Below are 25,550 nucleotides of genomic sequence, written 5' to 3' on the forward strand. Positions count from 1 at the left end.
GGGGGCGCGGCGGCGGGAAGGGGCGCTGCCCCTCGGGCCTGCGGCCCTCACCCCGAGGTATTTGGGACAGAAGCGAGGCGGTTGCGGTTGCCCCTGCGTGGGGGCGTGATTAGATTGGCGCGGTGCCATCGCAGGAAAGCCCATGACCGAGACCCAGCCCGACTATCAGGTTCTGGCGCGCAAATACCGCCCCGAGACATTCGCCGATCTGGTCGGGCAGGATGCGATGGTGCGGACGCTGAAGAATGCCTTTGCCGCCGACCGCATCGCGCAGGCCTTTATCATGACCGGCATTCGCGGCACCGGCAAAACCACCACCGCGCGGATCATTGCCAAGGGGATGAACTGTATCGGGCCGGACGGGCAGGGCGGTCCCACCACCGAACCCTGCGGCATGTGCGAGCATTGCCGCGCGATCAGCGAAGGCCGGCATGTCGATGTGCTGGAAATGGATGCCGCCAGCCGCACCGGTGTGGGCGACATCCGCGAGATCATCGAATCGGTGCATTACCGGGCGGCCTCGGCCCGATACAAGATCTACATCATCGACGAGGTTCACATGCTGTCGACCAGCGCCTTCAACGCGCTGCTGAAAACGCTTGAGGAACCACCCCCCCATGTGAAGTTCATTTTCGCCACCACGGAAATCCGCAAGGTGCCGGTCACGGTTCTGTCGCGCTGTCAGCGCTTTGACCTGCGCCGGATCGAACCAGAGGTAATGATTGCCCTGCTGCGCCGCATTGCCGGGGCGGAAGGCGCCGACATCACCGATGACGCGCTGGCGCTGATCACCCGCGCGGCGGAAGGGTCGGCGCGCGATGCCACCAGCCTGCTGGATCAGGCGATCAGCCATGGCGCGGGCGAAACCGGGGCCGATCAGGTGCGCGCCATGCTGGGGCTGGCCGACCGGGGCCGGGTTCTGGACCTGTTCGAGATGATCCTGCGCGGCGATGCGGCGGCGGCGCTGGCGGAATTGCAGGCCCAATATGCCGATGGTGCCGACCCGCTGGCGGTGCTGCGCGATCTGGCCGAGATCACGCATTGGATTTCCATCGTCAAGATCACCCCCGAGGCCAGCGACGACCCCACCGTCAGCCCTGACGAGCGCACGCGCGGCAGCGACATTGCCGCCCGTCTGCCGATGCGGGCGCTGACGCGGCTGTGGCAGATGCTGCTGAAAACGCTTGAGGAGGTCTCGGCCGCGCCTAATGCGATGATGGCCGCCGAGATGGCGATCATCCGGCTGACCCATGTCGCGGATCTGCCCGACCCCGAGGCGCTGATCCGCAAGGTTCAGGCCTCGGTTCAGGCGGGCGAGATGACGCGCGGCAATGCGCCTGCCGGCAGTGGCGGTGTCAGTGCCGCGCGCGGCGGGCAGGTGGTGGCGGTTGCCCCGGCACCGGCCCCGGCGCAAGCGATGCAGCGGGTGGCGGGCGGTGCCGCGGTCGGTGACGGGCAGGGCGCGCAGGCGCTGGCGCTGGCCTATCCCGATTTTGACGCGGTGGTGGCGCTGATCCGGCGGATGCGCGACATGAAGCTGCTGGTCGAGGTCGAGCGTCACGTCCGGCTGGCCGCCTATCGCCCCGGCCGGATTGAATTTCAGCCCACCGATGACGCCCCCCGCGACCTTGCCCCGCGTCTGGCCGAACGGCTGCGCGGCTGGACCCAGACCCGCTGGGGGGTCAGCGTGGTGTCCTCGGGCGGGGGGCAGACGCTGGCCGAGGTAAACCGCGCGCAGCAAGAGGCCGAGCGTCAGGACGCCCTGCGTCACCCGCTGGTGCAGGCGGTGCTGGCGCAGTTCCCGCAGGGCCGCATCACCGCCATTTTGCACCCGCCGCCGCCACCCGACGAACCCGAGGCGGCATCCGAGACCCTTGGCCCGGTTGACGCGGTCGAGGAATGGGACCCTTTCGAAGACGAATAAGGACAGTTCACGATGATCAAAGGTTTGGGCGGTCTTGGCGATATGGCCAGGATGATGAAAGCCGCGAAGGACATGCAGTCCAGGATGGAGGCAATGCAGGCCGATCTGGACAATCTGACCGTGACCGGCGAATCCGGGGCCGGTCTGGTCAGGGCTACCGCCACCGCCAAGGGCGAGCTGACGGGGCTGGAGATCGACCCCTCGATCTTTTCCGCCGAGGATAAAGAGGTGGTCGAGGACCTGATTCTGGCCGCGATCAAGGAGGCCCAAAAGCGGGCGCAGGATGCGGCGCAGGAACAGATGCGCAAGGTCACCGCCGATCTGGGGCTGCCCGCCGACATGAAGATGCCGTTTTAAGCAATGGCGCTGGCCAATGACCGCATCGAGGCGCTGGTCGCGCTGATGGCGCGGCTGCCGGGGCTTGGGCCGCGCTCGGCCCGGCGCATCGTGCTGCAACTGGTGCGGCGACGGGCGGCGCTGATGACGCCGCTGGCCGATCTGATGGCCGAAGTTGCGGAAAACAGCCGCGAATGCAGCCGCTGCGGCAATATCTCGGGCGATGAGATCTGCCCGATCTGTGCTGATCCGGCCCGCGCCAATGGCGAGCTGTGCGTGGTCGAGGATGTCGCGGATCTGTGGGCGATGGAACGCGGTCACGCCTTCAAGGGCCGCTATCACGTTCTGGGTGGCACGCTGTCGGCGCTGGATGCGGTGACGCCCGACGATCTGGGCATTCCGCGCCTGCTGACCCGCGTGGCCGAGGAACGCGTGTCCGAGGTGATTCTGGCGCTGAATGCCACGGTCGATGGCCAGACCACCGCGCATTACATTGCCGATGCGCTGGCGGGCAGCGGGGTCGAGGTGTCGGGCCTTGCGCAGGGCGTGCCCATCGGCGGGGAACTGGATTACCTTGACGACGGCACCATCAGCGCCGCCCTGCGGGCAAGGCGGCGGCTGTAGGAGGGGCTTTAACCGCCGGGCGTCGCGGCGGACCCGGCCAGAATGCCGCCATCAACCGACATCTCGGCGCCGGTGATATAGGTGGCCTCGTCCGATGCCAGCAGCACGGCCAGTGCCGCGACCTCTGCGGGTTGCCCGAAACGGCGCAGCGGCGTGTCCGCCACCATCGCGGCGGCCCGTTTGTCGCGGTCCGGGCCATTCCCCAGCATCGGGTCCCACATCGGCGTCATGATCGCGGCAGGGTGGATCGAATTGCAGCGGATTTTCAGCCCCTGTGCCGCGCAATACAGCGCAACCGATTTGGTATGGTTGCGGATCGCGGATTTTGACGCGGCATAAGCCGCAGCCATCGGGATGCCGACCAGTCCGGACCGTGACGAGATATTGATGATCGACCCGCTGACGTGACCGGCCTGCTGGTTATGGGCCTGTGCCCTCATCGCCCGGATCGCATAGCGACAGCCCATGAACGTGCCATCGCTGTTGACGGCATGAACGGCCCGCCAATCGGCAAGGCGCATGTTTTCCGGGTCATGGGCCGGGGGTGTCGTGCCCTCAAGCCCGGTGATGCCGGCATTGTTCACCACGATATCCAGCGCGGGGTATTGACCGGCGATCCGGTCCCAGTCCTGTTCTGACGAAACATCAAGCGGGGCAAATTCGGCACCGATCCGGTCTGCGGTGACGCGTCCCGTATCCGCGTCGATATCGGTCAGGATGATGCGGGCGCCCTCGGCCCGGAAGGCGCGGGCGATGGCCGCGCCAATGCCGCGTGCGCCGCCTGTGATCAGTGCGGTCTTGTTTTGCAATCTGGTCATGAAGAACCCGATGGAAATGGCCAATGGACGACCGGCACGCGGTGCCAGTCAGCATGTTCTGCCCCAGGGCAGAGCCGTTTCAGCGGTGATGCTGGTCCATTGGTTTATTCCTTCTGCGGTGACGTCAGTATCGGTGCGCCGCCACCAATTCGCAAGGCGTCAAATGCGCCTGCACAAGGGGTGCGGCGGCGGAAAAAAGGCGCGGCCTTGCGGTCGCGCCTTGTCCGGGGTCAGCTGTCCAGCTTTTCGACCCGGCGGGGGGTGGCCGAAATCTCGATCCGGCGGGGTTTCAGCGCCTCGGGCACCTCGCGGACAAGGTCGATATGCAGCATCCCGTCGATATGGCTGGCACCGGTGACGCGGATATGTTCGGCCAGCGTAAAGCGGCGCTCGAAGGCGCGGGTGGCGATGCCACGGTGCAGATAGCTGTGCTGCTTGTCCTCGTCGGGTTTGCGTCCGGCGACGATCACCGCCCCCTCGCGCAGTTCGACCGACAGATCATCGGCACCGAACCCGGCCACAGCAACCGAGATGCGATAGGCATCATCGCCGGTTTTTTCGATATTATAGGGCGGATAGGTCGAGGCCCCCAGATCGGCGGAAAGCGCGCGGTCCATCATGTCAGCCATGCGGTCGAAGCCGACAGAGGCACGGTAAAGCGGGGTCAGGTCAAGGTTACGCATGTCACATCCTTTGCAAGCGATGATCAGGTCAATGCCCCCCGAAGGCCGGGCGGGCGTCGCCGGAACCCGTCTGGCGCCCCGGCATGTCAAAAGGTGGGAAGCGCCGCCAAAGCTGTCAAGCCCCGCCCGGCCCCGCGTGGCGCGCGCACGCCCGACCTGCGCAGCGCATGAACGCCCGCGCGATCCACAGCGCGCAAAACCTGACCCGCGTGCCGCTGTGAAACCCAAGCCGCGTGCCGCCATGCGCCCGACATTCGTCAGACATGTAAAACACGATCTTCCTGCGGCGTGTAAAACACGACCTTCCTGCGGCGTTTAGAAAACGACCGCTATCCCGCCACAAAAGCCCCGCCGCAAAGTTGTGACACCCGCCCCGCGTCAGGCGCATGAAAAAAGGCCGCCCCGGTGGGACGGCCGTGTCATGTGTCGCGATGGTGGCGGATCAGGCCTTGGCTTCGGTGATCATGCGCGCGATCTGGTCTTTCAGATGGCTGCGTTTCTTGCGCAGATCGGTTTCGGCCAGACCGTCCATCGGGGTCACGTTGGCGGCGGCGTTTTCGACCTGATCGTTGATCTCGTCATATTCGACCAGCAGCTTGGCGAAATGGGCGTTGTCAACCTTCAGGGCGTGGATCACCTCGCCATCGGCGGGGAACTCTTCGTGGATCGCGTGGGGTGTCGCCATTGTGGCACCTCGTTATTTGCATATGTTCGGGGATGATCTAGCGTCCCGGCCCGCAACAGGCAATGGGCTGTGCCGCCGAAAGGCTGGAATGCCGGGGCGGATTGCGCTAACACCACGGGACGCGACATCCCTGCCACAGCAAGCGGAGCCTGCCTGCCATGACCAGCTTTCTGGCCCCTTTCGACAGCCCGCTTGGCGTGGCCGATTACACCGGACTTGCGGTGCTGCTGGCGGGCTGGCTGGGTCTGGGCTGGCTGACCGAACATCCGCCGGCGCGGCGGCCCTCGGTCTCGGTGCTGATGATGCGCTATCGGCGGGCATGGATGGCCCAGTTCCTGACGCGCGAGCCACGGATCTTTGACGCCAATATCCTGACCACCCTGCGCGAGGGCACGGCCTTTTTCGCCAGCGCCTGCATGATCGCCATTGGCGGCGGGCTGGCGCTGATCGGCAATACCGACCAGTTGCGCGGGCTGGCGCGCGAATTCGACATCGGCCACGCCCCGGCCTTTATCTGGGAACTGAAGCTGCTGGTGGTGATGTTTTTCGTGGTCAACGCGTTTTTGAAATTCGTCTGGTCGCACCGGCTTTTCGGCTATTGCGCGATCATGATGGCGGCGGTGCCAAACCGCCATGACGCGCCGGACGCGCTGTCGCGGGCCATGCAGGCGGCCGAGATCAACATCACCGCCGCGCGCAGCTTCAATGCCGGGCTGCGGTCGGTTTATTTCGCTATCGGATCGCTGGCCTGGCTGGCGGGGGGATGGGCGCTGATGGCGGCGGCGGGGCTGGTCACGGCAATCACATGGCGGCGGGAATTTGCCTCGAACTCGCGCCGGATCATTCTGGAAAACCTGCCGCCGCTGTCGCCGCAGGACAGGCCGGATGCGGGTTAAGGGCGCGGCCAGCGGTCGTCAGGGCAGCATTTGCCACAGCCAGCGCCCGCCACGCAAGCCGGGCATCGGCCCCGCAGACTGGCCCCGCGATGCAGGCAGCGTCGTTCAGCGGAATCAGCGGAAATGGAAAACGGGTGAGAGGCTGGACTGCGACCCAAACGGGACTCGTTGCGGCTGCTTCCTTCCGGACCTGACCGGGTTGGCGAGGCGTCTGCCCGCGCCAACCTCTCGACCGTTCAGATAGGGGGTCGGGGGGGGAATTGCAACCCCCGCCATGGCGGGCAGGCGGGCGGCGTCAGCCCGGTGGCAGATGCAGGCGGAAACGCTGAAAGCCCTCGGCGGTCAGGCCAAGCGGCTGTGGTTTCAGCGCGGCCAAACCCGGGCCGGTGCGGGCCGCGGGGGCGGTGTCGAACAGGGCGCTGGCCCCGCCGGTTCCGGCTGACAGGGTAAAGAAGGGCTGCAATGACGGTGCCACCCGGCGCTGCCGGCGCAGATACAGATGCAGGATGTCGCGCACCCGCCGCCCCGGCAGGCCAAGGTCAGGCAGGGCCAGCGCCAGATCGCCATAAGGCCCCGCCGCCGACACCCGATAGCTGTTGGTCACCAGAATGAAGCAATCCGTATCGCGCAGCCTGTGTCCGGCATGGGTCAGGTCGCGGATGCGGCCCGGTCCGGGGGCCTCGGGTCCGGGCTGGCTGATGTCCAGGGGCGGTGCGGACAGGTCGATACGCCAGCTCAGCCCGTCGATCAGGTCGACATTATAGCCCGGCACCTCGGGGCGCAGCAGCGCGGATTCGGGGGTGCCGGGGCGGCAGGTGGCAAAAACCTGCGCCGCCCGTTCCAGCCACAGCCGCAGGTCGGACCCGCGCGCCAGCAGCGCCGCGATGGTGTTGGGGAACTGATACAGGTCCGACACATGACGCCGGGTCAGGCGGCCCGCCGGAACATGGGTGAAATGCCCCGGCCCGCCGCGCCCGCCCGCGCGGAACGGCGAGACCGCGCACAGCACCGGCAGCGCGGGCAGGGCGCGGCCATGATCGCCCCGGCGCAGATACCAGCGCAGCGCCTGCGCCGTCAGCCGCAACCCGGCATCCTGCCCCAGCAGGGCGAAATGGCTGTTCAGCCCGGTATCTGATCGCCCGACGCGCCGTGACAGGTGGCGCAGCGCCTGCCGGTGGCCACGCCATGCCGGTGCGCAGGCGCTGGCGATCACCGGGGTGGCCAGTGGCGGGGCGGCGGGCGCCGGGTCCTGGGGTATGCGGTTTGGCGATGCGGGTGCCGGGTCCTGGGGTGCGCGGTCGCGGTCGGCGGGCGCCACGGGCTGGCTGGTCCCCGCCGGGTCGGGGCGCAACAGCCGGGCGGCGGCGCGTTCGACCTGCCAGCCGCTTGCGCCGCGCAGCAGTCCAAGGTCGATCACCCCCAGATGCGACCCCCAAAAGCCCGGCATCACCGCCGGTTTCCCGGCCAGAAGGCCCCGCACCGGGTCAATGCCGGGACCGGCAGGTGTGTCGGGACCGGGAAAGGCCAGATGGGTGTGACCGGCGACCACCGCGTCCACGCCCTTGATCGCCGCGACCAGATGCGCCACGTTTTCCGGCCCCGATGCCGCAGCGCCTTCACCGATGCCGCCATGAACCAGCGCCACGATCACATCCGCGCCCTGTGCCTGCAAACCGGCCACCGCGGCGCTGGCGGCGGTCATCACACCGGTGGTGTGCAATACGCCCTGAAGCCCGGATTCCCACAACGGGGTTTGCGGCGGCAGGGTGCCGATGATGCCGATTTTCAGCGCGTGATGGCGGCCATCATCGGCCAGCACCCGGCGCTGTAACAGCAGATGCGGCTGCCACGGGCTGCCCCCGTCCAGCCGGGCATTGCTGACCACCACCGGCCACTCGGCCTGCGCCAGCAGCCGCCGCAGGAAGGCCGGACCAAAGCTGAAATCATGGTTTCCCAGCGTCGCCGCGTCATAGCCAAGGCGGTTCATCATCACCACCGCCGGATGCGGCTGCGGGCAGGTGCGGCGCGGACCCGTGGCCTCGTAATCGGCCAGCGGGTTGCCCTGAAAGACATCGCCATTGTCGAATAACAGACAGTTGGGTGCCCCCGCGCGGGCCTGCGCGATCAGCGGCACCAGCCCGGCCAGACCGATTGCCGGATCGGCGCGATTCGCATAATAATCATACCCCAGAAGGTGCATATGCAGGTCGCTGGTCGCCAGCAGCCGCAGATCCGCCCGCAGCGGCTGTGACGCCATATCTGCCTGCCCGCCTGTGCCCCTGCTGTTCATGCTGCCCCGGCTGCTTTTATGTCTGCCTTATGTCCCGGAAAATTGCAGTTACGGGACGGAAATGCAACCTTGGATTGTTTTTTGTAACTGTCATATCTGCACAACTTGATATGCGCACGTCAGTTTCGTAAGCGACCGCCAACAGGACCGCGCGAAACATGCCGGGGGGACGCGATGAAATTTTCGACACGCCATGACACCGACCTGCCTCCGGACCGGCTGTTCGATATGGTCAGCGACTTTCCGCGTCTGGAAAAGCTGTTGATGCGGCGCGGGGCCAGCGTGCGGCGCATCGACCCCTCGGCCGAGCTGGGCGTGGGCAGGGCGTGGGATGTCGGCTTTGACTGGCGTGGCCGTCGCCGCGACCTGCGGCTGGACCTGACCCGGTTCGACCGCCCCGAAACCGTCGCCCTCAGCGGTCAGGGCGAAAGCTTTTCGCTGCGATTCACCATGACAGTGATCGCGCTGACCCGGCAGAAATCGCGCCTGATGGCCGAGCTGGAGCTGCGCCCCCAGAATATGCGCGCGCGGCTGATCCTGCAAACCGCCAAGCTGGGGAAAACGCAGCTGGACCAGCGGTTTCACAAACAGGTCGTGCGCCTGATCGAGGATCTGGCCGCCGCCTGACCCTGCGGCCGCTGACACCACAGCCCCTGACCGCGCCGCCGGTTCATCCGTTTTCTGCCATCCCTGCCCGGTGGTCCCACGCCGAATGATCTGACCACCCCGCGCCGTCAGCAGGGGCGGCCAGGCCCCTGTCCGCCAATCTGTGCAGCCTGCCTCAGCCCGGTTGCGGCGCCTGAACCGCGCGGCGCAGCGGATCGGCCGGATAGACCCCCAGAATATCCAGCCGCGAGGTGAAATAGGCCAGTTCTTCCAGCGCGCGGGCCAGCGCGGGGTCGTCGGGATGGCCCTCGACATCGGCATAGAACTGGGTGGCGTGAAACACCCCGCCAACCATATAGCTTTCCAGCTTGGTCATGTTGACGCCATTGGTCGCAAAGCCGCCCATCGCCTTATACAGCGCGGCGGGAATATTGCGGACGCGGAACACCAGCGTGGTCATCATCGGCCCGTCGGGGGCATCGGGCCGGGTGCGGCGGATGCGGTTCGGCGTCGGGCGCATGATCAGAAAGCGGGTGGTGTTGTTCTGATGATCCTCGATCTGGCTGGCCAGTTCGGTCAGGCCATAGATCTCGCCGGCAAGGGGGCTGGCCAGTGCCGCCAGCGCCGGCTGGTTGCGGGCCGAGACCTCTTTGGCAGAGCCTGCGGTATCGCCGCCGGTGACCATTCCGATATTGTGGCGGCGCAGAAAATTGCGGCATTGCCCCAGCAGGACGGTATGGCTCATGGCGTCGCGAATATCGGTGATGCTGGCGCCGGGCACCGCCAGCAGGCTGATATGGACGCGCACGAAAGCCTCGTCGATGATATGCAGGCCGCTGTCGGGCAGCAGGTGGTGAATATCGGCCACCCGGCCATAGGTCGAATTCTCGACCGGCAGCATGGCCAGATCGGCATCGCCGTTGCGCACCGCCTCGATCACGTCCTCGAAGGTGCGGCAGGGCAGGGCCTCCATCGACGGGCGGGCGCTGCGGCAGGCTTCGTGGCTGTAGGCGCCGGGTTCGCCCTGAAAGGCAATGCGGTTGGTGCTCATCTGCGGTCCTTATGTCTGCGGCGCCCGTCCATGTGGCGCGATTTGCGCGAAAAGGCCGTGCAATGGCAGAACTATACCTTGAAACGTCAAAGCGAAAGCGGATAGATACGGGCGAAACCAAGGCTGGAAGATCGGGAACTTCTGATATGTTCAAGACGATGACCATTACCAAGGCAGCGGGCGCAGTGATCGGTTCGGCGCTGTTTTTGCTGCTGGTGCTGTGGGGCGGTTCGGCGCTGTTCAACATTGCCCCCGCAAGCCACGGCGCTGAGGGCGAGGAACGCGCGCAGGCCTATACCATCCCGGTCGAGGGCGGCGATGATGCCGGCGAGGCCGCTGCCGAGGAAGAGGCCCCCGATTTCGCTGAATTGCTGGCCGCTGCCGATGCCGGCAAGGGCGAAAAAGTGTTTGGCAAATGCAAGGCCTGCCACAAGCTGGACGGCAAGGACGCCACCGGCCCGCATCTGAACGGCGTTGTCGGCCGTGCCGTGGCATCAGCCGATGGCTTTGCCTATTCCGACAGCATGAAGGCCCATGCCGGCGAAGCCCCGGACTGGACGCCCGAGGCGCTGGAAACCTTCCTGGCCGATCCCAAGGGCGTGGTGCCGGGCACCAAGATGTCCTTTGCCGGTCTGAAAAAGATCGAAGATCGCGCCAATCTGGTGGCCTATCTGCAAACGGTGAACTGACCGGTCTGCCCTGCGGGGCGGCTGTTGTGATCGCGGGGGCGCGGGGCCATCGGCCGCCGCGCCCTTTTTCATGACCCGCCAAATCACCGCAATCACACGGTTTTCTGACCGGCATCGCGGGAATGTCAGGCATCAGTGCTTGATCCCGCCGCGCCTTGCGGCCTAGCCTGCCCGACAGCGAAACCCTTTCCCGCCCGAGGTTGCCGATGCCCCCATCCCGACGCGCTGTCCTGTCCCTTGCCCTGACCGCCCTGCTGGTCGCCCCGGCCAGTCTGGCGCAACAGGCACAGGGGCAGGCCCCGGCCAGGGACCGTCAGCAGATCATCAGCGCGCATGGGATCGGGATTTTCGAAAGCCCCGCCCTGCCTGCCGATTTCACCCATCTGCCCTATGTCAACCCGGATGCGCCCAAGGGGGGCGAAATCTCGGAATGGGCGCCGGGCGGGTTTGACAGCTATAACCCCTATACCATCAAGGGCCGGGCGGCAGCGCTGTCCAGCCTGCCGCTGGAAAGCCTGCTGACCGGCACCGCAGACGAGGCCGGGGCAGCCTATTGCCTGCTGTGCGACCGGCTGGAATACCCCGAAAGCCGGGACTGGGTGGTGTTTCACCTGCGCCCCGAGGCACGGTTTTCCGACGGCACGCCGGTGACCGCCCATGACGTGCTGTTTTCCTATGAGACGCTGCGCGACAAGGGCTTGGTCAGCTTTCGCACCGTGATCAAACAGCAGGTCGCCAAGGCCGAGGTGCTGGATGCACAGCGCATCAAATTCTATTTCACCCCCGATTATCCGCGCCGCGATGTCATTCAGGGTGTGGGGGGGCTGCCGGTGTTTTCACGCAAGGATTTCGCCGCCCATAAACGCGATTTGTCGCAAAGCTCAGGCGTGCCGCTGCTGGGGTCGGGACCGTATATGTTCGACCGCGCCGATATCGGTCGGTCCATCACCTGGCGGCGCAACCCCGATTACTGGGGGCGCGATCTGCCGATCAATCGCGGGCGGCATAATTTCGACACCATCCGCATTGAATATTTCGGTGATTACGAAACCGCGTTCGAGGCCTTCAAGGCCGGGGAATACACCTTCCGGACCGAGGCATCTTCGCTGATCTGGGCCACGCGCTATAACTTTCCGGCCTTTAACCGGGGCGACGTGATCAAGGCCGAACTGGCCAATGGTGATGTGGCCAGCGGGCAGGGCTGGGTGTTCAACCTGCGCCGCCCGGCGTTTCAGGACATCCGGGTGCGGCAGGCCATCGCCATGATGTTCAATTTCGAATGGGCGAATGAGGCGCTGTTTTACGGGCTTTACAAGCGTGTCAACGGGTTCTGGGACAACAGCGCGCTGGCCGCGACGGGCCTGCCATCGCAGGCCGAAAAGGCCCTGCTGGCCCCGGTGGCCAGGCACTTCCCGCAAGGGCTGCTGACCGATCCGGTTGTGGATGCGCCCAAATCCGGCGCCCGCCAGCTGGACCGCGCCAATCTGCGCGCCGCCGCCGCCCTGCTGGATCAGGCAGGCTGGAAGGTTGGCAAGGACGGAATGCGCCGCAATGCCAAAGGCCAGATGCTGAAGGTCGATTTCCTGAATGATTCCGATACGTTCGACCGGGTTATTAACCCGTTCGTTCAAAACCTGCGGGCCTTGGGGGTCAGCGCGCGCAATGTCCGTGTCGATGACAGCGAATATGAGGCGCGCCGCAGCAGCCATGATTTCGACCTGATCAGCACCCATCTGGGTCAGGGGCTGATACCGGGCGCCGGGTTGCAGCAATATTTCGGTTCTGCCGCGACGGGGGATGCGTTTAACGCCATGGGGCTGGCCAATCCCGGTATCGACAAGCTGATCGCCGCGGTCGAGGCCGCTGACCAGCCCGATCAGATGACCACGGCGGTTCACGCGCTGGACCGGGCGCTGCGCAGCCTGCGCTTCTGGGTGCCGCAATGGTACCGGCCTGACCACATTCTGGCCTATTGGGATATGTATGACCACCCCGCGACCCTGCCGCCCTATGCCGTGGGCGAGCTTGATTTCTGGTGGTATAACGCCGAAAAGGCCGGGAAACTGAAAAAAGCCGGGGCGCTGCGATAGGCGCGCCACTGGCCGGATGGGCAAGAAGGGGCAGGCATGGGGGCCTATATTCTGCGGCGGCTGGCGCTGATCATCCCGACCCTGATCGGGATCATGCTGGTCAATTTTACCCTGACCCAATTCGTGCCCGGCGGCCCGATCGAACAGATCGTGGCGCGGGTGCAGGGCGAGGGCGACGTGTTTCGCAACATTGCCGGTGGCGGCGATGCCGGTGCCGGGGCGGGGGGCGATCGCGGCTATGCCGGGGCGCAGGGGCTGCCGCCCGAATTCATTGCGGAACTGGAAAAGGAATTCGGCTTTGACAAGCCCCCGGTCGAACGCTTTCTGACCATGCTGTGGAATTACCTGCGCTTTGATTTCGGGCAAAGCTGGTTCCGCTCGATCTCGGTCGTGGATCTGGTGATCGAGAAGATGCCCGTCTCGGTCACGCTGGGGCTGTGGTCGACACTGCTGGCCTATCTGATCTCGATCCCGCTTGGCATTCGCAAAGCGGTGCGCAACGGCACCGCGTTTGACACCTGGACCAGCGGCGCGATCATCGTCGGCTATGCCATTCCGGCCTTTTTGTTCGCGGTGCTGCTGATGGTGCTGTTCGCGGGCGGGTCCTATTGGAAGATTTTCCCGCTGCGCGGCCTGACCAGCGATAATTTCGCGGATCTGTCGCTGTGGGGCAAGATCACGGATTATGCCTGGCACATCACCCTGCCGGTTCTGGCCAGCACCATTTCCAGCTTTGCCACCCTGACCCTGCTGACCAAGAACAGCTTTCTGGACGAGATCAACAAGCAATATGTCATGACCGCCCGTGCCAAGGGCCTGACTGAACGCCGGGTGCTGTATGGCCATGTGTTCCGCAACGCCATGCTGATTGTGATCGCGGGGTTTCCGGCGATGTTTCTTGGCGTGTTCTTCGGCGCCAGCATCCTGATCGAGACGATCTTTTCGCTGGATGGCCTTGGCCGCCTGGGGTTCGAGGCCGCGGTGCAGCGCGACTATCCGGTGATTTTCGGCACGCTTTACGTCTTTGGCCTGATGGGCCTGCTGGTGGGGCTGTTGTCTGACCTGACCTATGTGCTGGTCGATCCGCGCATCGACTTTGAATCGAGGGCCGGCTGATGGCGCTTTCCCCGTTAAACCAGCGCCGCTGGCGCAATTTCCGCGCCAACCGCCGCGCCTTCTGGTCGCTGATCGTGTTTTCGGTGCTGTTCGTGCTGTCGCTGTTTGCCGAGCTGATCGCAAATGACAAGCCGATCATCGTCAGCTATCGCGGGGAATGGTTCTTCCCGACCTATCAGTTTTATCCCGAAACCACCTTTGGCGGCGATCTGGGGACCGAGGCGATCTACCGCGACCCGGCGGTGCAATGCCTGATCGAAACCGGCGGGCGCGAGGATTGCTGGGACGACCCCGAGGGGGTGATGACAGCCGCAGACAGCGGCCAGATCGCCATTCCCAAGGATGAACGCGGCTGGACGCTGTGGCCGCTGATCCCCTATCACTTTACCACCATCAACAATGTCGGCGCCGCCCCCAGCGCGCCGGATGCGCAGCACTGGTTGGGGACCGATGACACCGCGCGCGATGTGCTGGCACGGGTGATCTATGGCTTCCGGCTGTCGATCCTGTTCACGCTGGTGGTCACCACCGTGGCCAGCATTATCGGCATCGCGGCGGGGGCTGTTCAGGGCTATTTCGGCGGCTGGGTCGATCTGACGGTGCAGCGGATCATGGAAATCTGGGGGTCGACGCCCTCGCTTTACGTCATCATCATCCTGTTCGCGATTCTGGGGCGCAGCTTCTGGCTGCTGGTTTTTGTGACCATCCTGTTTGGCTGGCCGGCGCTGGTCGGCGTGGTGCGGGCGGAATTTCTGCGCGCGCGCAATTTCGAATATGTCCGCGCCGCGCGGGCGCTGGGGGTCAGCGACCGGGTGATCATGTTCCGCCACATCCTGCCCAATGCGATGGTGGCGACGCTGACCATGCTGCCTTTCGTGGTGACGGGCACGATCTCGGGCCTCGCGGCGCTGGATTATCTGGGTTACGGCCTGCCAGCCTCGGCGCCGTCGCTGGGGGAACTGGCGCTGAAGGCCAAGCAGAACCTGCAAGCGCCCTGGCTGGCCTTTACCGCCTTTTTCACCTTTGCCACCATGCTGTCGCTGCTGGTCTTCGTCTTCGAGGGCGTGCGCGATGCCTTCGACCCCAGAAAGACTTTTAAATGAGCGTGCTGACGGTTGAAAACCTGCGGGTCGGTTTCATGTCCGAAGGCCGGGTGATCCCCGCCGTCAAGGGCATCAGCTTTGCCATCGGCAAGGGCGAAACCGTGGCGCTGGTGGGGGAATCGGGGTCGGGCAAGTCGGTTTCGGCGCTGTCCACGGTTCAGTTGTTGGGCGATGCCGCGCGGGTCGAGGGTTCGGTCCGCTATCAGGGTCGCGAAATGGTCGGTGCCCCGGCCCACACCCTGCGCGAGATTCGCGGCAATGACATCAGCTTCATCTTTCAGGAACCGATGACATCGCTGAACCCGCTGCACACGCTGGAACGCCAGATCGGGGAAAGCCTGGCGCTGCATCAGGGCCTGCGCGGGGCGGCGGCGCGCGCCCGCATTATCGGCCTGCTGACCCGCGTCGGCATCCGCGACCCCGAAACCCGGCTGGCCGATTACCCGCACCAATTATCGGGGGGGCAGCGCCAGCGGGTGATGATCGCGATGGCGCTGGCCAATAATCCGGAATTGCTGATCGCGGATGAACCGACCACCGCGCTGGACGTAACCATTCAGGCCCAGATCATGGATCTGCTGGCCGAACTGAAGGCCGAAACCGGCTTGTCGATGCTGTTTATCAGCCACGATCTGGGTCTGGTGCGCCGCATTGCCGACCGTGTCTGCGTCATGAAAGACGGCGAGATCGTCGAACAAGGCCCGGTCGAGGCGATCTTTGCCAACCCCCGGCACCCCTATACCCGGATGCTGCTGGCGGCCGAGCCTTCGGGAACCGCCGACCCGGTCCCCGATGAGGCCGCCGAAATCGTCGCCACGCGCGATCTGAAAGTGTGGTTTCCCATCCGTCGCGGGCTGTTGCGCCGCGTGACCGGCCATATCAAGGCGGTCAATGGCGCCAGCCTGTCGGTGCGCGCGGGTGAAACGCTGGGGATTGTCGGGGAATCGGGCAGCGGCAAGACCACGCTGGCGCTGGCGATCATGCGGCTGATCGCCTCGGACGGGCCGATCATCTATCTGGGGCAGGATATTTCCGGCTGGCCTGCCCGGCGTCTGCGGCGCTTGCGGCGCGATATGCAGATCGTGTTTCAGGACCCGTTCGGCAGCCTGTCGCCCCGCATGACCGTGGGCCAGATCATTGCCGAAGGGCTGGGTGTGCATGGCGTCGAAAAGGGCATGGACCGCCGCCAGATGGTGGCGGATATCATGGCCGAGGTCGGTCTGGACCCGGCCAGCATGGACCGTTACCCGCATGAATTTTCCGGCGGCCAGCGCCAGCGCATCGCCATTGCCCGCGCCATGATCCTGCGGCCCAAAGTGGTGGTGCTGGACGAACCGACCAGCGCGCTGGACATGACCGTGCAGGTCCAGATCGTCGATCTGTTGCGCGGGCTTCAGCGCCGGCACGGGCTGGCGTTTTTGTTCATCAGCCACGATCTGCGGGTGGTGCGCGCGATGTCGCATCAGATCATGGTGATGCGCGCGGGCGAGGTGGTCGAACAGGGCCGCGCCGCCGATGTCTTTGCCGCCCCGGCCACCGATTACACCCGCCGCCTGATGGATGCAGCTTTTGGCACCGGCGCCGATCAGGCGGCGCCGGTGGCGGCCGCCAGTCAGGCTGTGCCGCTGTGAAGATCCTGTTTGTGCACCAGAATTTCCCCGGCCAGTTTCCGCATCTGGCCCCGGCGCTGGCGGCGCGCGGGCATCAGGTGCTGGCGCTGACCGACGAACGCAACCAGCGCCCCAGCCCGGTGCCGGTGGTGCGCTATAAACATCCCGACCCGTTGCCGGCTGATCTGCCGGTGCTGGCGCGCAGCTATGCCGAACATTCCGGGCGGGGCTGGCTGGCGGCGCGGGGCTGCCGGGCGCTGCGCGACCGCCACGGCTTTACCCCCGATGTCATTCTGGGCCACAGTGGCTGGGGCGAAACCCTGTTCCTGCGCGAGATCTGGCCCAAAGCGCGGCTGCTGATCTATGCCGAACTGATGTATCAGACCCGTGGGCTGGATGTCGGCTTTGACCCGGAATTTGGCCCCGCCAGCGATGACAGCCGCATCGCCACCGTGGCGCGCGGCGCGCATCTGGTTCAGGCGATCATGCAGGCCGATGCCGCGATTTCACCGACCCGGTATCAGGCCGGCACCTTCCCGCCCGAGATGCGCGACAAGATCACCGTGATCCATGACGGCATCGACACCGACCGGTTGCGGCCCGACCCGGCGGTGCGCTTTACCCTGCCCAATGGCCGGGTGCTGCGGCCCGGCGATCCGGTGATCACCTATGTGTCACGCTCGCTCGAGCCGTATCGCGGCTTTCACATCTTCATGCGCGCGCTGCCGCGGGTGCTGGCCGAACGCCCGGATGCGCAGATCGTTCTGGTCGGCAATACTGACCGCACCAGTTATGGCAGCGGGCCGAAGGGGCATGACAACTGGCGCGACGCGATGCTGGCCGAACTGGGACCGGGGATCGACCTGTCGCGGGTGCATTTTCTGGGGCGGGTGGCCTATGACGCCTATGCCGACCTGCTGCGGGTGGGGCGGGCGCATTGTTACCTGACCTATCCTTTCGTGCTGTCCTGGTCCCTGACCGAGGCGATGGCGGCGGGCTGTAACATCCTTGCCTCGGACACGCCCCCGGTGCGCGAGCTGATCCGCGATGGCCAGAATGGCCGCCTGCTGCCGTTTTTCGATGTCGAGGGCTGGTCACAGGCGATGCTGGCGGCGCTGCGCGGTGACGGGGCCGAGGACGCCCGCCGCGCCGCCGCGCGCCAGACCATTGTGCAGGATTACGACCTGCGCCGGGTCTGCCTGCCCCGCCAGATCGACTGGGTCGAGGGGTTCGCACCCGACGCGCAGACAGCCTGATTCGGGGCCGTCCGTGGGGGGCGATGCCTGCGGGGTGGTGCAGATCACAAAACGCGCCGCAGGACCGGCACAGGCAACCTGAACGCGCGGGGCGGGTTGCTGACCGGGGGCGGGCGTGGCGTCCTGTGACGCGGGGTGGGCGTGGCCTGTCTGCCGGGGGGCGTGGCCTCAGGCGGCGGGCAGGCGCAGGGTTGCGGCCAGACCGCCCTGCGGCCCGCGCGCAAGGTCCAGATGACCGCCATGCAGCGCCGCCAGATCGGCCACGATGGCCAGCCCCAGCCCCCAGCCCGAGGCACCGCTTTCATCCAGCCGCGCCCCCCGCGTCAGCGCCTGCGCGTAATCGGTTTCGGCCATGCCCGGCCCGTCATCGCTGACCTCAAGCAGCAACTGGTCACCCTGATGCCAGGCGCTGATCACCACCCGGCTGGCCGCCCATTTCACCGCGTTTTCGGTCAGGTTCCCCAGCATTTCCTCAAGATCCTGACGCTCGCCCGCGAAGGCCAGATCGGGCGGCAGGTTCAGGCTGATGTGCAGGCCGCGATCCTGAATGGGGCGGTTCAGAACCAACAGGATGTCATCGGCAACATCGCGCAGGGCGACGCGATGGCCCAACAGGCGCGGGCTGGCGGCGCTGCGGGCGCGGCGCAGATGCCAGCCGATCTGGCGATCCATCCGCGCGATCAGCGCCTGTCCGGGGTGATCGGGCGGCAGATGACCGGCCAGCGCCGCCAGCGGCGTTTTCAGCGAATGCGCCAGATTGCCCAGATACGCCCGCGCCCGCCCGATCACCGTGCGATTGGCCGCCAGCAGGGCGTTGATCTCGTCCGAGACGGGCTGTAATTCGCGGACCTCCGGGCGGGGCAGGGCCTCGGCCCGGCCGGCGCGGATGGCGGCCAGATCGTGTTGCAGCCGCCGCAGGCTGGCCAGCCCGGCGCTGACCTGAATGACGCTGGCCAGCGCCAGCCCCAGCCCCAGCACCAGCAGCGACAGTGCCAGTGGCCGGCGCACGCGCGTCAGTGCGGCGTCGATCCCGGCCTGTGGCGCGGTCAGGCGCAGGATGACCGGCGCGGCGCTGTCGGCCAGCCGGACCTGCCGGACCAGCACCCGCAGGCCCGCACCGTCAAGGTCACGTCCGCTGCCGCCGGTCTGTTCCCCCGGCGGCCCGTCCAGATAAGCATCAAACAGCGAACCCGACCGCCCTGCCACCACGCCGCCGCGCGTGACCTGCCAATACCAGCCCGACAGCGGCAGGTCATAGCTGGGATCGGGGGGCTGGCGGGTGACGCGCAGGGTGCCGCTTTCGCTGTCCAGCCCGGCGGTCAGCATATCGGCGGCGGCGGACAGTTCGGCATCGAAGCGGTCGGTCACGAACTGGTTCAGCACCGCGCCAATCGCCAGCCACGCCCCCAGCAGCGCCACCCCCAGCCAGACCGCCGCCAGCCCCAGCAGCCGCCCCCGGATCGAGCGCGGCGCGATCATCCGCGCGGACCTGCGGGGGCTGGCGCGGCTGCCGGGGCCGGGGCGGCCAGCACATAGCCCTCGCCGCGGCGGGTGCTGATCAGCCCGTCACCGATCTTGCGGCGCAGACGGCCAATCACCACCTCGATTGACTTGAAATCGCGGTCCTGACCGGAGTCATACAGATGGTCTGACAATTCGCTGCGCGACACCACCCGGCCCTGATGATGCATCAGATAGGACAGGATGCGGGTTTCAAAGGCGGTCAGTTTCAGCGGCATCCCGTCACGGCTGATCACGCCCATCTGGCTGTCCAGCCGCAGCGGCCCGGCGCTGATCATGGCGCTGGCATGGCCCGCCGCGCGGCGCACCAGCGTCTGACAGCGCAGCACGACCTCGTCCAGGCGGAAGGGCTTGACGGCATAATCGTCGGCCCCGGCGCGAAATCCCGCGACCTTGTCGGCCCAGTCGCCGCGCGCGGTCAGGATCAGCACCGGCATCGTCACCCCTTGCGCGCGCCAGCGGGTCAGCACCTCCAGCCCGCCAAGGCCGGGCAGGCCAAGGTCCAGCACCGCCACGTCATAGGTTTCGGTGGCGCCCATGAATTCGCCCTCGGCCCCGTCGCTGGCACAGTCCGGGGCAAAGCCCGCATCGCGCAGGGCACAGGCCAGTTGCGCCGACAGGGTGGGGTCGTCCTCGACGATCAGACATCTCATCTTCGGGCCCTTTCCAGACCGTTTCCCGCGACCTCCAGAATGCGGCCACTGGCCGGGTCGACGCGGATCACCAGCAGGTCGCGGTCGGGCGTCAGCCAGCGCAGTTCAAGGACCCGATCCGCCCCCAGCGCGCGTTCGCCGGGCCGCGCGGCAACCGGCTGCGCGCCGATCAGCCGCCCCTGCCAGCGCTTGCCGACCTTGCGCGCCAGCTTGTGCAGGTCCATCCGGCGGGGATGGTCCAGATCGTCATCATCGTCGCGGTGATGGCTGTCGTCGTGGTCATCGCGGTGGGCGTCATATGTGCTGCGGGTATCGTCGCGGCTGTGGCGGGAATGATGCGGGTCGGAATGCGCCGACCACAGCGCCAGCGCCGCCACCAGCGCCACCAGCACCATTCCCCCCAAGGCAAAAAGTCGTTTCGCATTCATGTGGCCAGTCTATAGCGCCGGAAGGTAAACGAAACCCCAACAGGTCATTGGCGTTTGATTGGTCCGTCATCGGCTAGGGATGATTCGTGACGGGGCGCGCTGCCCCGCAAGACGGTTAATAAAGGATGTGACCATGATCTTGTTTTCCCTTAAACGCAGCACTGCGATTGTGACGCTGATGGCGCTGGCGGCGGCGCCGCTGGCGGGGGTGGCGCAGGCGCAAACCCAGCCCCGGACCCCGGCACAGGTGCAGGGCCAGTTGCCGCCGGCGCTGATGGTCGAAGGGCTGCGCGACATTCATACCGCCCCCGCACGACGCGGTGGCACCCGTGTGACCGGCAAGCTGGCCGATGGCAGCGATTTCCGCGCCATGCTGACGCCTGACGGCCAGTTGGCAATGATCGGCAGCGATGACGGGGCCTTGCCGCGGGCGATGCTGGAAGCGGTGTTGCCCCAGGCGCTGCGCGACGATGCGATGCTGGCGCAGATCGCCACGATCCACGCGGTCATGCAGGCCGATGCGCGCGGCACCATGGTGATGGGCAAGGATGCCGATGGCCAGCATATCCGCATCGGCTTTGACCCCAGCGGCAAGCTGGCGCATTTCAGCCGTGGCGATGACGGGTTTGGCGGCAAGAAGGGCTATGACCGCAAAGGTCACAAGGACCACAAGGGACGTAAAGACCACAAAGAGCATCGGGGCTGGGACGATGATGACCGGTCCGGCGATGACAGAAAGGGCGGCAAATGGGGTGGCCGCAGCTGGGGCGATGATGACGACGACCGCCCGCACGACCGGCGCGGTTCGCACATGGGGCAGGGCGATGGCCCCGCCATGGGCGGCCCCCGGAATGATGACGGCCCCCGGAATGGTGACGGCAATGGCGCCGGTCAGGGCATGGGCAATGGTCCCCGGATGGGACAGGGTGCCGGTCAGGGCGCCGGGGGCGCGATGGGCCAGCCGCCCGCACCGATGCCGGATGACGCCATTCGTCAGGCGGCCCGCGATGCCGGATATACCGATCTGGGGGCGATTGACCGCGCCGGGCCGCGCGGCCTGATCGCCGCCACCAACCCGCAGGGCGAGGCCGTCACGGTCGAGATCGCGCCCAATGGCCGCATCCTGCGCGAAACCGCGCGCTGAGGGCACGGCGCACGCGGTGCCCCGGCGGGGCGCCGCATCACGCCCGGCCAGCCGGCTTGCGGCCGTGCCGCGCGGGCCTGATCCGCAGGGTGGGGGTCTATTTCAGCTCGACCTCGATAAAGGCCATGGGGGCGGTGCCGGCATTGACGACGTTATGTTCGGTCCCTTCCGGGCGGGTATAGGCCTGACCGGCGGGGATCAGGCTGTCGCGAACCTCGCCCCCCGGCAGCATCAGGCGCAGGTGGCAATCGGTCAGCGTGGTGATGACATAGTCCAGCGGATGCCGGTGCCAGCCGGTCTGCGCGCCGGGGGCAAAGTCAAAGCGGGTGACGCGCACCCGGTCGTTTTCCATCAGCGGCGTGGCGACAACTTCGGGGGTATCGTCGTCAGCGTCGGGGGTGTTCGTGGGGTCGGGGGTCATGTCAGGCAACCTCGCGGATGGCGTCGGCCAGAATGCCGATCAGGGTGTCGATCTGGTCCTTGCTGATGATCAGCGGCGGCGACAGGGCGATGGTGTCGCCGGTGACGCGCACCATGGCGCCCCTTTCGAAGGCGCGGACAAAGACATCGAAACCGCGCTTGCCGGGCTGGTCGCCGGGGGCCAGTTCCACCGCGCCGATCAGGCCCATATTGCGGATATCGACCACATGCGGCAGGTTGGCCAGCGCGTGCAGGCGGTCCTGCCAGTAGTCCGCCAGACCGGCGCAGCGCGCGAACAGATCCTCGTCACGATAGATGTCCAGCGTCGCCAGCGCGGCGGCACAGGCGATCGGGTTGCCGGAATAGGTATAGCCGTGGAACAGCTCGATCATATGTTCGGGACCGGTCATGAAGGCGTCGTGGATCGCGGCGCTGGTCAGGACCGCGCCCATCGGGATGACGCCGTTCGACAGGCCCTTGGCGGTGGTGATCATGTCGGGCACGACGCCGAAATGCTGTGCCGCGAAGGCGCTGCCAAGGCGGCCAAAGCCGGTGATCACCTCGTCAAAGATCAGCAGGATTCCGTGCTGGCGGGTGATTTCGCGCAGGCGTTGCAGGTATCCTTTGGGCGGCAACAGAACGCCGGTCGATCCGGCCATGGGCTCGACAATGACGGCTGCGACGGTTTCGGGGCCGTGCAGGGCCAGAATCCGCTCCAGCTCGTCGGCCAGTTCGGCGCCGTGCAGGGGCTGGCCGCGCGTCATGCGGTTTTGCGGCAGATGCGTATGCGGCAGGTGGTCGGCGCCGGGCAGGGTCAGGAAGCTGCGGCGGTTCGACACGATGCCGCCGACGGTGATGCCGCCAAAGCCCACCCCGTGATAGCCCCGCTCGCGCCCGATCAGGCGGGTGCGCTGACCCTCGCCACGGGCGCGGTGATACCCCAGCGCGATCTTCAGCGCGGTATCCACGGATTCCGAGCCGGAATTGGTGAAAAACACATGTTCCAGCCCCTCGGGGGCCAGATCGGCCAGCCGGTTGGCCAGATCGAAGGCCAGCGGATGGCCCATCTGGAAGGCGGGGGCGTAATCCATCTGCGCGGCCTGCCGGCTGATGGCCTGCGTGATCGGCGCGCGCCCGTGCCCGGCATTGCAGCACCACAGCCCCGCCGTGCCATCCAGCACCTGACGGCCATCGCTGGTGGTGTAATGCATGTCCTGCGCCGCAACCAGCATCCGCGGCGCCGATTTGAACTGGCGGTTGGCGGTAAAGGGCATCCAGAAGGCGCGCAGGTCATTGGGGGTGGGCGGTGTGGCGGTCATGGCAAAACCTGTGCGAAAGGGCTGATCGCCTGACGCTAGCACCGCCCTGCGCGCCGTCAAGCGCCGCCATGCGCGGGGCGCGGGGGACGCGGCTGTGTGACCTGCCCTGAATGGCCTGACGGTCCTGCCGCAGCAGGGACCGGCGAAAGGCGCGCCGATACCCCGCTTGTGCGGGTTGCGGCTGTGGCCGGGCGGTGACGCCGGGCATTCGCCGGGGCAGGTTGTGGTCACAACCCTTGCCACGGCAGTGTCACTGGCGATAATCGGGCGACGCGTGGCAATGCCGCGACGCCCAAGGACATCAGGATGAGCGACCCGCAATCCAGCCCCGACCTGCCGCAGCCCGAAAGCGCCGGCGCGTTTCACCCCTTTCCCGAACGTCACGATCACGGCCATGGCGGCGGCGCGCGTGCGGCGCTGACGCTGGCGGCGATTGGCGTGGTCTATGGCGATATCGGCACCTCGCCGCTTTATGCGCTGCGCGAATCGCTGGCCCATGCGCATGAGGAAGGGATGCAGCAGACCGCCGTGATCGGCATCGTGTCGCTGCTGTTATGGACGGTGATGCTGATCGTGACGGTCAAATATGTCGCCCTGATCCTGCGCGCCGACAATAACGGCGAGGGCGGCACCCTGTCGCTGGTGGCCAAGGCGACCGAGGCCCTTGGCGGACGCTCGCGCGGGTTGCTGTTGCTGGGGGTGGTGGGGGTGTCGCTGTTTTTTGGCGATGCCATGATCACGCCGGCCATTTCGGTGATGTCCGCGATCGAGGGGCTGGACCTGATCCTGCCCGCCGCGCAGGGCTGGGTGGTGCCGCTGACGCTGGCGGTGGTGTTTGCGCTGTTCTGGGTCCAGCGGTCAGGCACCGAACGCGTGGCGCGGTTTTTCGGCCCGGTGATGGTGATCTGGTTCGGGACCATGGCGGTTCTGGGCCTCAGCCATATTGCCGATGACGGGCGCATCCTGCTGGCGCTGAACCCGCTGCGGGCGGCGGAATTCCTGTTCACCAAGGGGCTGTCCGCCATGCCGGTGCTGGGGTCGGTGTTTCTGGCCGTCACCGGGGCCGAGGCGCTGTATGCCGATATGGGCCATTTCGGGCGCGGGCCGGTGCGCATCGCCTGGGGGTCGCTGGTGCTGCCGGCGCTGGTGCTGGCCTATCTGGGGCAGGGCGCGATGGTGCTGGCCGACCCGCAAACCGCCGTCAATCCGTTCTTTCTGATGGCGCCGGACTGGTTTACCCTGCCGCTGATCCTGCTGGCGACGCTGGCAACGGTGATTGCCAGTCAGGCGGTGATTTCGGGCGCGTTTTCGGTGGCGCAGCAGGCGGTGCAACTGGGGCTGATCCCGCGGCTTGAGATCCGCCACACCTCGGACACGCAGCGCGGGCAGGTGTTCATGCCCCGGATCAATATGCTGCTGCTGACCGGGGTGGTGGCGCTGGTGCTGGCCTTCGGGTCATCGGCGGCGCTGGCCAATGCCTATGGCATCGCGGTGACGGGGGATATGGTGATCACCTCGATGCTGGCGATCATCGTGTTCCGGTGGGCGTGGAACTGGCGCTGGTGGACGATTGCGCTGGTCATGGTCCCGATTCTGGGGATCGAGCTGATCTTTTTCTTCGCCAATATGGCAAAGGTGCTGGATGGCGGATATATCCCGCTGGCACTGGCGGCGGTGGCAATCACCATGATGGCGGTCTGGCTGCGCGGCTCGGCGCGGGTGCAGGCCAAGCTGCGGGCGGAATCGGTGTCGCTGGACCTGATCGCGCGCAAACTGGCCGAAAAACCGCCCGTCATCGTGCCGGGCACGGCGGTGTTTCTGACCGCCGATCTGCGCGTGGCGCCGCCGGCGCTGATGCATAACCTCAAGCATAATCAGGTCCTGCACGAACGCAATTTCGTGGTCACCATCGTCACCGCCAACAGCCCGCGCGTCGCTGATGACAGCCGCCTGCACATGGAAGAGGTCGCCCCCCGGTTCTGGCGGGTCTGGCTGCGCTTTGGCTATATGGAACAGCCCAATGTGCCGCGCGCCCTGGCTGCGGCGCGCGATCTGGGACAGCGGTTTGACATCATGTCCACCTCTTATTTCCTGAACCGCCGCAGCCTGCGCGTCGGCAAGGGGCGCCTGATGCCGCATTGGGCGGCGCGGCTTTATGCCGGGCTGTATCGCAGCGCGTCCGAGCCGACGAATTTTTACCGCCTGCCCTCGAACCGGGTGGTCGAGCTGGGGCAGCAGATCAACCTGTAACGCAAACGAAAAGGCCCCGCCGGGCGGGCGGGGCCTTG

The 25,550-nt window shown here is 66.4% G+C and carries 23 protein-coding genes and 1 other RNA gene; 13 read left to right on the top strand and 11 right to left on the bottom strand.

Annotated elements, in window-relative coordinates; translation table 11 throughout:
• The first annotated feature begins 142 nt into the window (after positions 1-142).
• Genes ACFXP9_RS06300 through recR form a run of 3 tightly spaced genes read left to right on the top strand, consistent with a single transcriptional unit; the run spans position 143 to position 2,884 of the window.
• Entirely contained in the window at positions 143-1,924 is a 1,782-nt protein-coding gene (locus ACFXP9_RS06300) for a DNA polymerase III subunit gamma/tau (protein WP_397207386.1), read from the top strand.
• Positions 1,925-1,936: 12 nt separating this feature from the next.
• Positions 1,937-2,281: a YbaB/EbfC family nucleoid-associated protein gene (locus ACFXP9_RS06305; protein WP_397207384.1), complete on the top strand. Its 345-nt coding sequence runs from the start codon at positions 1,937-1,939 to the stop codon at positions 2,279-2,281.
• A 3-nt stretch (positions 2,282-2,284) separates the two neighbouring features.
• The gene (gene recR / locus ACFXP9_RS06310; RefSeq protein ID WP_397207382.1) at positions 2,285-2,884 is read left to right on the top strand and encodes a recombination mediator RecR; all 600 of its coding nucleotides are present in this window, start codon (positions 2,285-2,287) and stop codon (positions 2,882-2,884) included.
• An 8-nt stretch (positions 2,885-2,892) separates the two neighbouring features.
• On the opposite strand, the gene ACFXP9_RS06315 is transcribed toward recR, so the two are convergent.
• The 3 genes from ACFXP9_RS06315 to ACFXP9_RS06325 all read right to left on the bottom strand — a co-directional run bounded on the left by ACFXP9_RS06315 (position 2,893) and on the right by ACFXP9_RS06325 (position 5,070).
• Positions 2,893-3,702 carry an SDR family oxidoreductase gene (locus tag ACFXP9_RS06315; RefSeq protein WP_397207380.1) on the bottom strand — a complete coding sequence of 270 codons (810 nt, stop codon included), beginning with the start codon at positions 3,700-3,702 and terminating at the stop codon, positions 2,893-2,895.
• Between the two features lie 230 nt (positions 3,703-3,932).
• Positions 3,933-4,385, bottom strand: coding sequence for an Hsp20 family protein (locus ACFXP9_RS06320; protein ID WP_397207378.1), 453 nt, complete (start codon positions 4,383-4,385; stop codon positions 3,933-3,935).
• Between the two features lie 442 nt (positions 4,386-4,827).
• Complete coding sequence (locus ACFXP9_RS06325; RefSeq protein ID WP_397207377.1) at positions 4,828-5,070, bottom strand: YdcH family protein; 243 nt, start codon at positions 5,068-5,070, stop codon at positions 4,828-4,830.
• 158 nt (positions 5,071-5,228) lie between these two features.
• Here ACFXP9_RS06325 and ACFXP9_RS06330 point away from each other — a divergent pair, with 158 nt between their 5' ends.
• The gene (locus ACFXP9_RS06330; protein ID WP_397207375.1) at positions 5,229-5,966 is read left to right on the top strand and encodes a DUF599 domain-containing protein; all 738 of its coding nucleotides are present in this window, start codon (positions 5,229-5,231) and stop codon (positions 5,964-5,966) included.
• Between the two features lie 133 nt (positions 5,967-6,099).
• On the opposite strand, the gene ffs is transcribed toward ACFXP9_RS06330, so the two are convergent.
• Positions 6,100-6,196: signal recognition particle sRNA small type (ffs, locus tag ACFXP9_RS06335), an RNA gene on the bottom strand.
• Between the two features lie 65 nt (positions 6,197-6,261).
• On the bottom strand, positions 6,262-8,223 hold the full coding sequence (locus ACFXP9_RS06340) for a 5'-nucleotidase C-terminal domain-containing protein (protein ID WP_397207372.1): 1,962 nt from the start codon (positions 8,221-8,223) through the stop codon (positions 6,262-6,264).
• Between the two features lie 207 nt (positions 8,224-8,430).
• Between ACFXP9_RS06340 and ACFXP9_RS06345 the strand changes: the two genes are divergently transcribed.
• Positions 8,431-8,883: a hypothetical protein gene (locus ACFXP9_RS06345; RefSeq protein ID WP_397207369.1), complete on the top strand. Its 453-nt coding sequence runs from the start codon at positions 8,431-8,433 to the stop codon at positions 8,881-8,883.
• Positions 8,884-9,037: 154 nt separating this feature from the next.
• Here ACFXP9_RS06345 and ACFXP9_RS06350 read toward each other — a convergent pair whose 3' ends face one another.
• Positions 9,038-9,913: a prephenate dehydratase gene (locus ACFXP9_RS06350; protein WP_397207367.1), complete on the bottom strand. Its 876-nt coding sequence runs from the start codon at positions 9,911-9,913 to the stop codon at positions 9,038-9,040.
• Between the two features lie 146 nt (positions 9,914-10,059).
• On the opposite strand from ACFXP9_RS06350, the gene ACFXP9_RS06355 reads away from it, so the two are divergent.
• From ACFXP9_RS06355 to ACFXP9_RS06380, 6 genes are all read left to right on the top strand, one after another.
• Positions 10,060-10,602 (top strand): c-type cytochrome, encoded by a 543-nt coding sequence (locus tag ACFXP9_RS06355; RefSeq protein ID WP_397207365.1) that lies wholly within the window; start codon positions 10,060-10,062, stop codon positions 10,600-10,602.
• A gap of 206 nt (positions 10,603-10,808) precedes the next feature.
• On the top strand, positions 10,809-12,692 hold the full coding sequence (locus tag ACFXP9_RS06360; protein WP_397207362.1) for an extracellular solute-binding protein: 1,884 nt from the start codon (positions 10,809-10,811) through the stop codon (positions 12,690-12,692).
• Positions 12,693-12,728: 36 nt separating this feature from the next.
• A complete protein-coding gene (locus tag ACFXP9_RS06365) occupies positions 12,729-13,808 on the top strand; it encodes a microcin C ABC transporter permease YejB (RefSeq protein WP_397207359.1) in 1,080 nt (359 codons plus the stop codon).
• Entirely contained in the window at positions 13,808-14,911 is a 1,104-nt protein-coding gene (locus tag ACFXP9_RS06370; protein ID WP_397207357.1) for an ABC transporter permease, read from the top strand. Before ACFXP9_RS06365 ends, ACFXP9_RS06370 begins: the two co-directional genes overlap by 1 nt.
• A complete protein-coding gene (locus ACFXP9_RS06375) occupies positions 14,908-16,542 on the top strand; it encodes an ABC transporter ATP-binding protein (RefSeq protein ID WP_397207354.1) in 1,635 nt (544 codons plus the stop codon). Before ACFXP9_RS06370 ends, ACFXP9_RS06375 begins: the two co-directional genes overlap by 4 nt.
• Positions 16,539-17,777, top strand: a complete 1,239-nt coding sequence (locus ACFXP9_RS06380) for a glycosyltransferase (RefSeq protein WP_397207353.1) — start codon at positions 16,539-16,541, stop codon at positions 17,775-17,777. Before ACFXP9_RS06375 ends, ACFXP9_RS06380 begins: the two co-directional genes overlap by 4 nt.
• A gap of 168 nt (positions 17,778-17,945) precedes the next feature.
• Here ACFXP9_RS06380 and ACFXP9_RS06385 read toward each other — a convergent pair whose 3' ends face one another.
• The 3 genes from ACFXP9_RS06385 to ACFXP9_RS06395 are packed head-to-tail and all read right to left on the bottom strand — an operon-like array spanning position 17,946 to position 20,379.
• A complete protein-coding gene (locus ACFXP9_RS06385) occupies positions 17,946-19,256 on the bottom strand; it encodes a sensor histidine kinase (protein WP_397207351.1) in 1,311 nt (436 codons plus the stop codon).
• The gene (locus ACFXP9_RS06390; protein WP_397207350.1) at positions 19,253-19,951 is read right to left on the bottom strand and encodes a response regulator; all 699 of its coding nucleotides are present in this window, start codon (positions 19,949-19,951) and stop codon (positions 19,253-19,255) included. The genes ACFXP9_RS06385 and ACFXP9_RS06390 overlap by 4 nt, the downstream gene beginning before the upstream one ends.
• On the bottom strand, positions 19,948-20,379 hold the full coding sequence (locus tag ACFXP9_RS06395; protein ID WP_397207348.1) for a hypothetical protein: 432 nt from the start codon (positions 20,377-20,379) through the stop codon (positions 19,948-19,950). The genes ACFXP9_RS06390 and ACFXP9_RS06395 overlap by 4 nt, the downstream gene beginning before the upstream one ends.
• Before the next feature lie 133 nt (positions 20,380-20,512).
• Here ACFXP9_RS06395 and ACFXP9_RS06400 point away from each other — a divergent pair, with 133 nt between their 5' ends.
• Positions 20,513-21,523 carry a hypothetical protein gene (locus ACFXP9_RS06400; RefSeq protein WP_397207346.1) on the top strand — a complete coding sequence of 337 codons (1,011 nt, stop codon included), beginning with the start codon at positions 20,513-20,515 and terminating at the stop codon, positions 21,521-21,523.
• A 97-nt stretch (positions 21,524-21,620) separates the two neighbouring features.
• On the opposite strand, the gene ACFXP9_RS06405 is transcribed toward ACFXP9_RS06400, so the two are convergent.
• Positions 21,621-21,944, bottom strand: coding sequence for a cupin domain-containing protein (locus ACFXP9_RS06405; protein WP_397207344.1), 324 nt, complete (start codon positions 21,942-21,944; stop codon positions 21,621-21,623).
• A 1-nt stretch (position 21,945) separates the two neighbouring features.
• On the bottom strand, positions 21,946-23,262 hold the full coding sequence (gene aptA / locus ACFXP9_RS06410; protein ID WP_397207343.1) for an omega-aminotransferase AptA: 1,317 nt from the start codon (positions 23,260-23,262) through the stop codon (positions 21,946-21,948).
• Between the two features lie 306 nt (positions 23,263-23,568).
• Between aptA and ACFXP9_RS06415 the strand changes: the two genes are divergently transcribed.
• Positions 23,569-25,512 (top strand): potassium transporter Kup, encoded by a 1,944-nt coding sequence (locus ACFXP9_RS06415; protein ID WP_397207341.1) that lies wholly within the window; start codon positions 23,569-23,571, stop codon positions 25,510-25,512.
• Positions 25,513-25,550: the final 38 nt, after the last annotated feature.

This window comes from Paracoccus jiaweipingae, assembly GCF_044335505.1.
GTDB lineage: Bacteria > Pseudomonadota > Alphaproteobacteria > Rhodobacterales > Rhodobacteraceae > Paracoccus.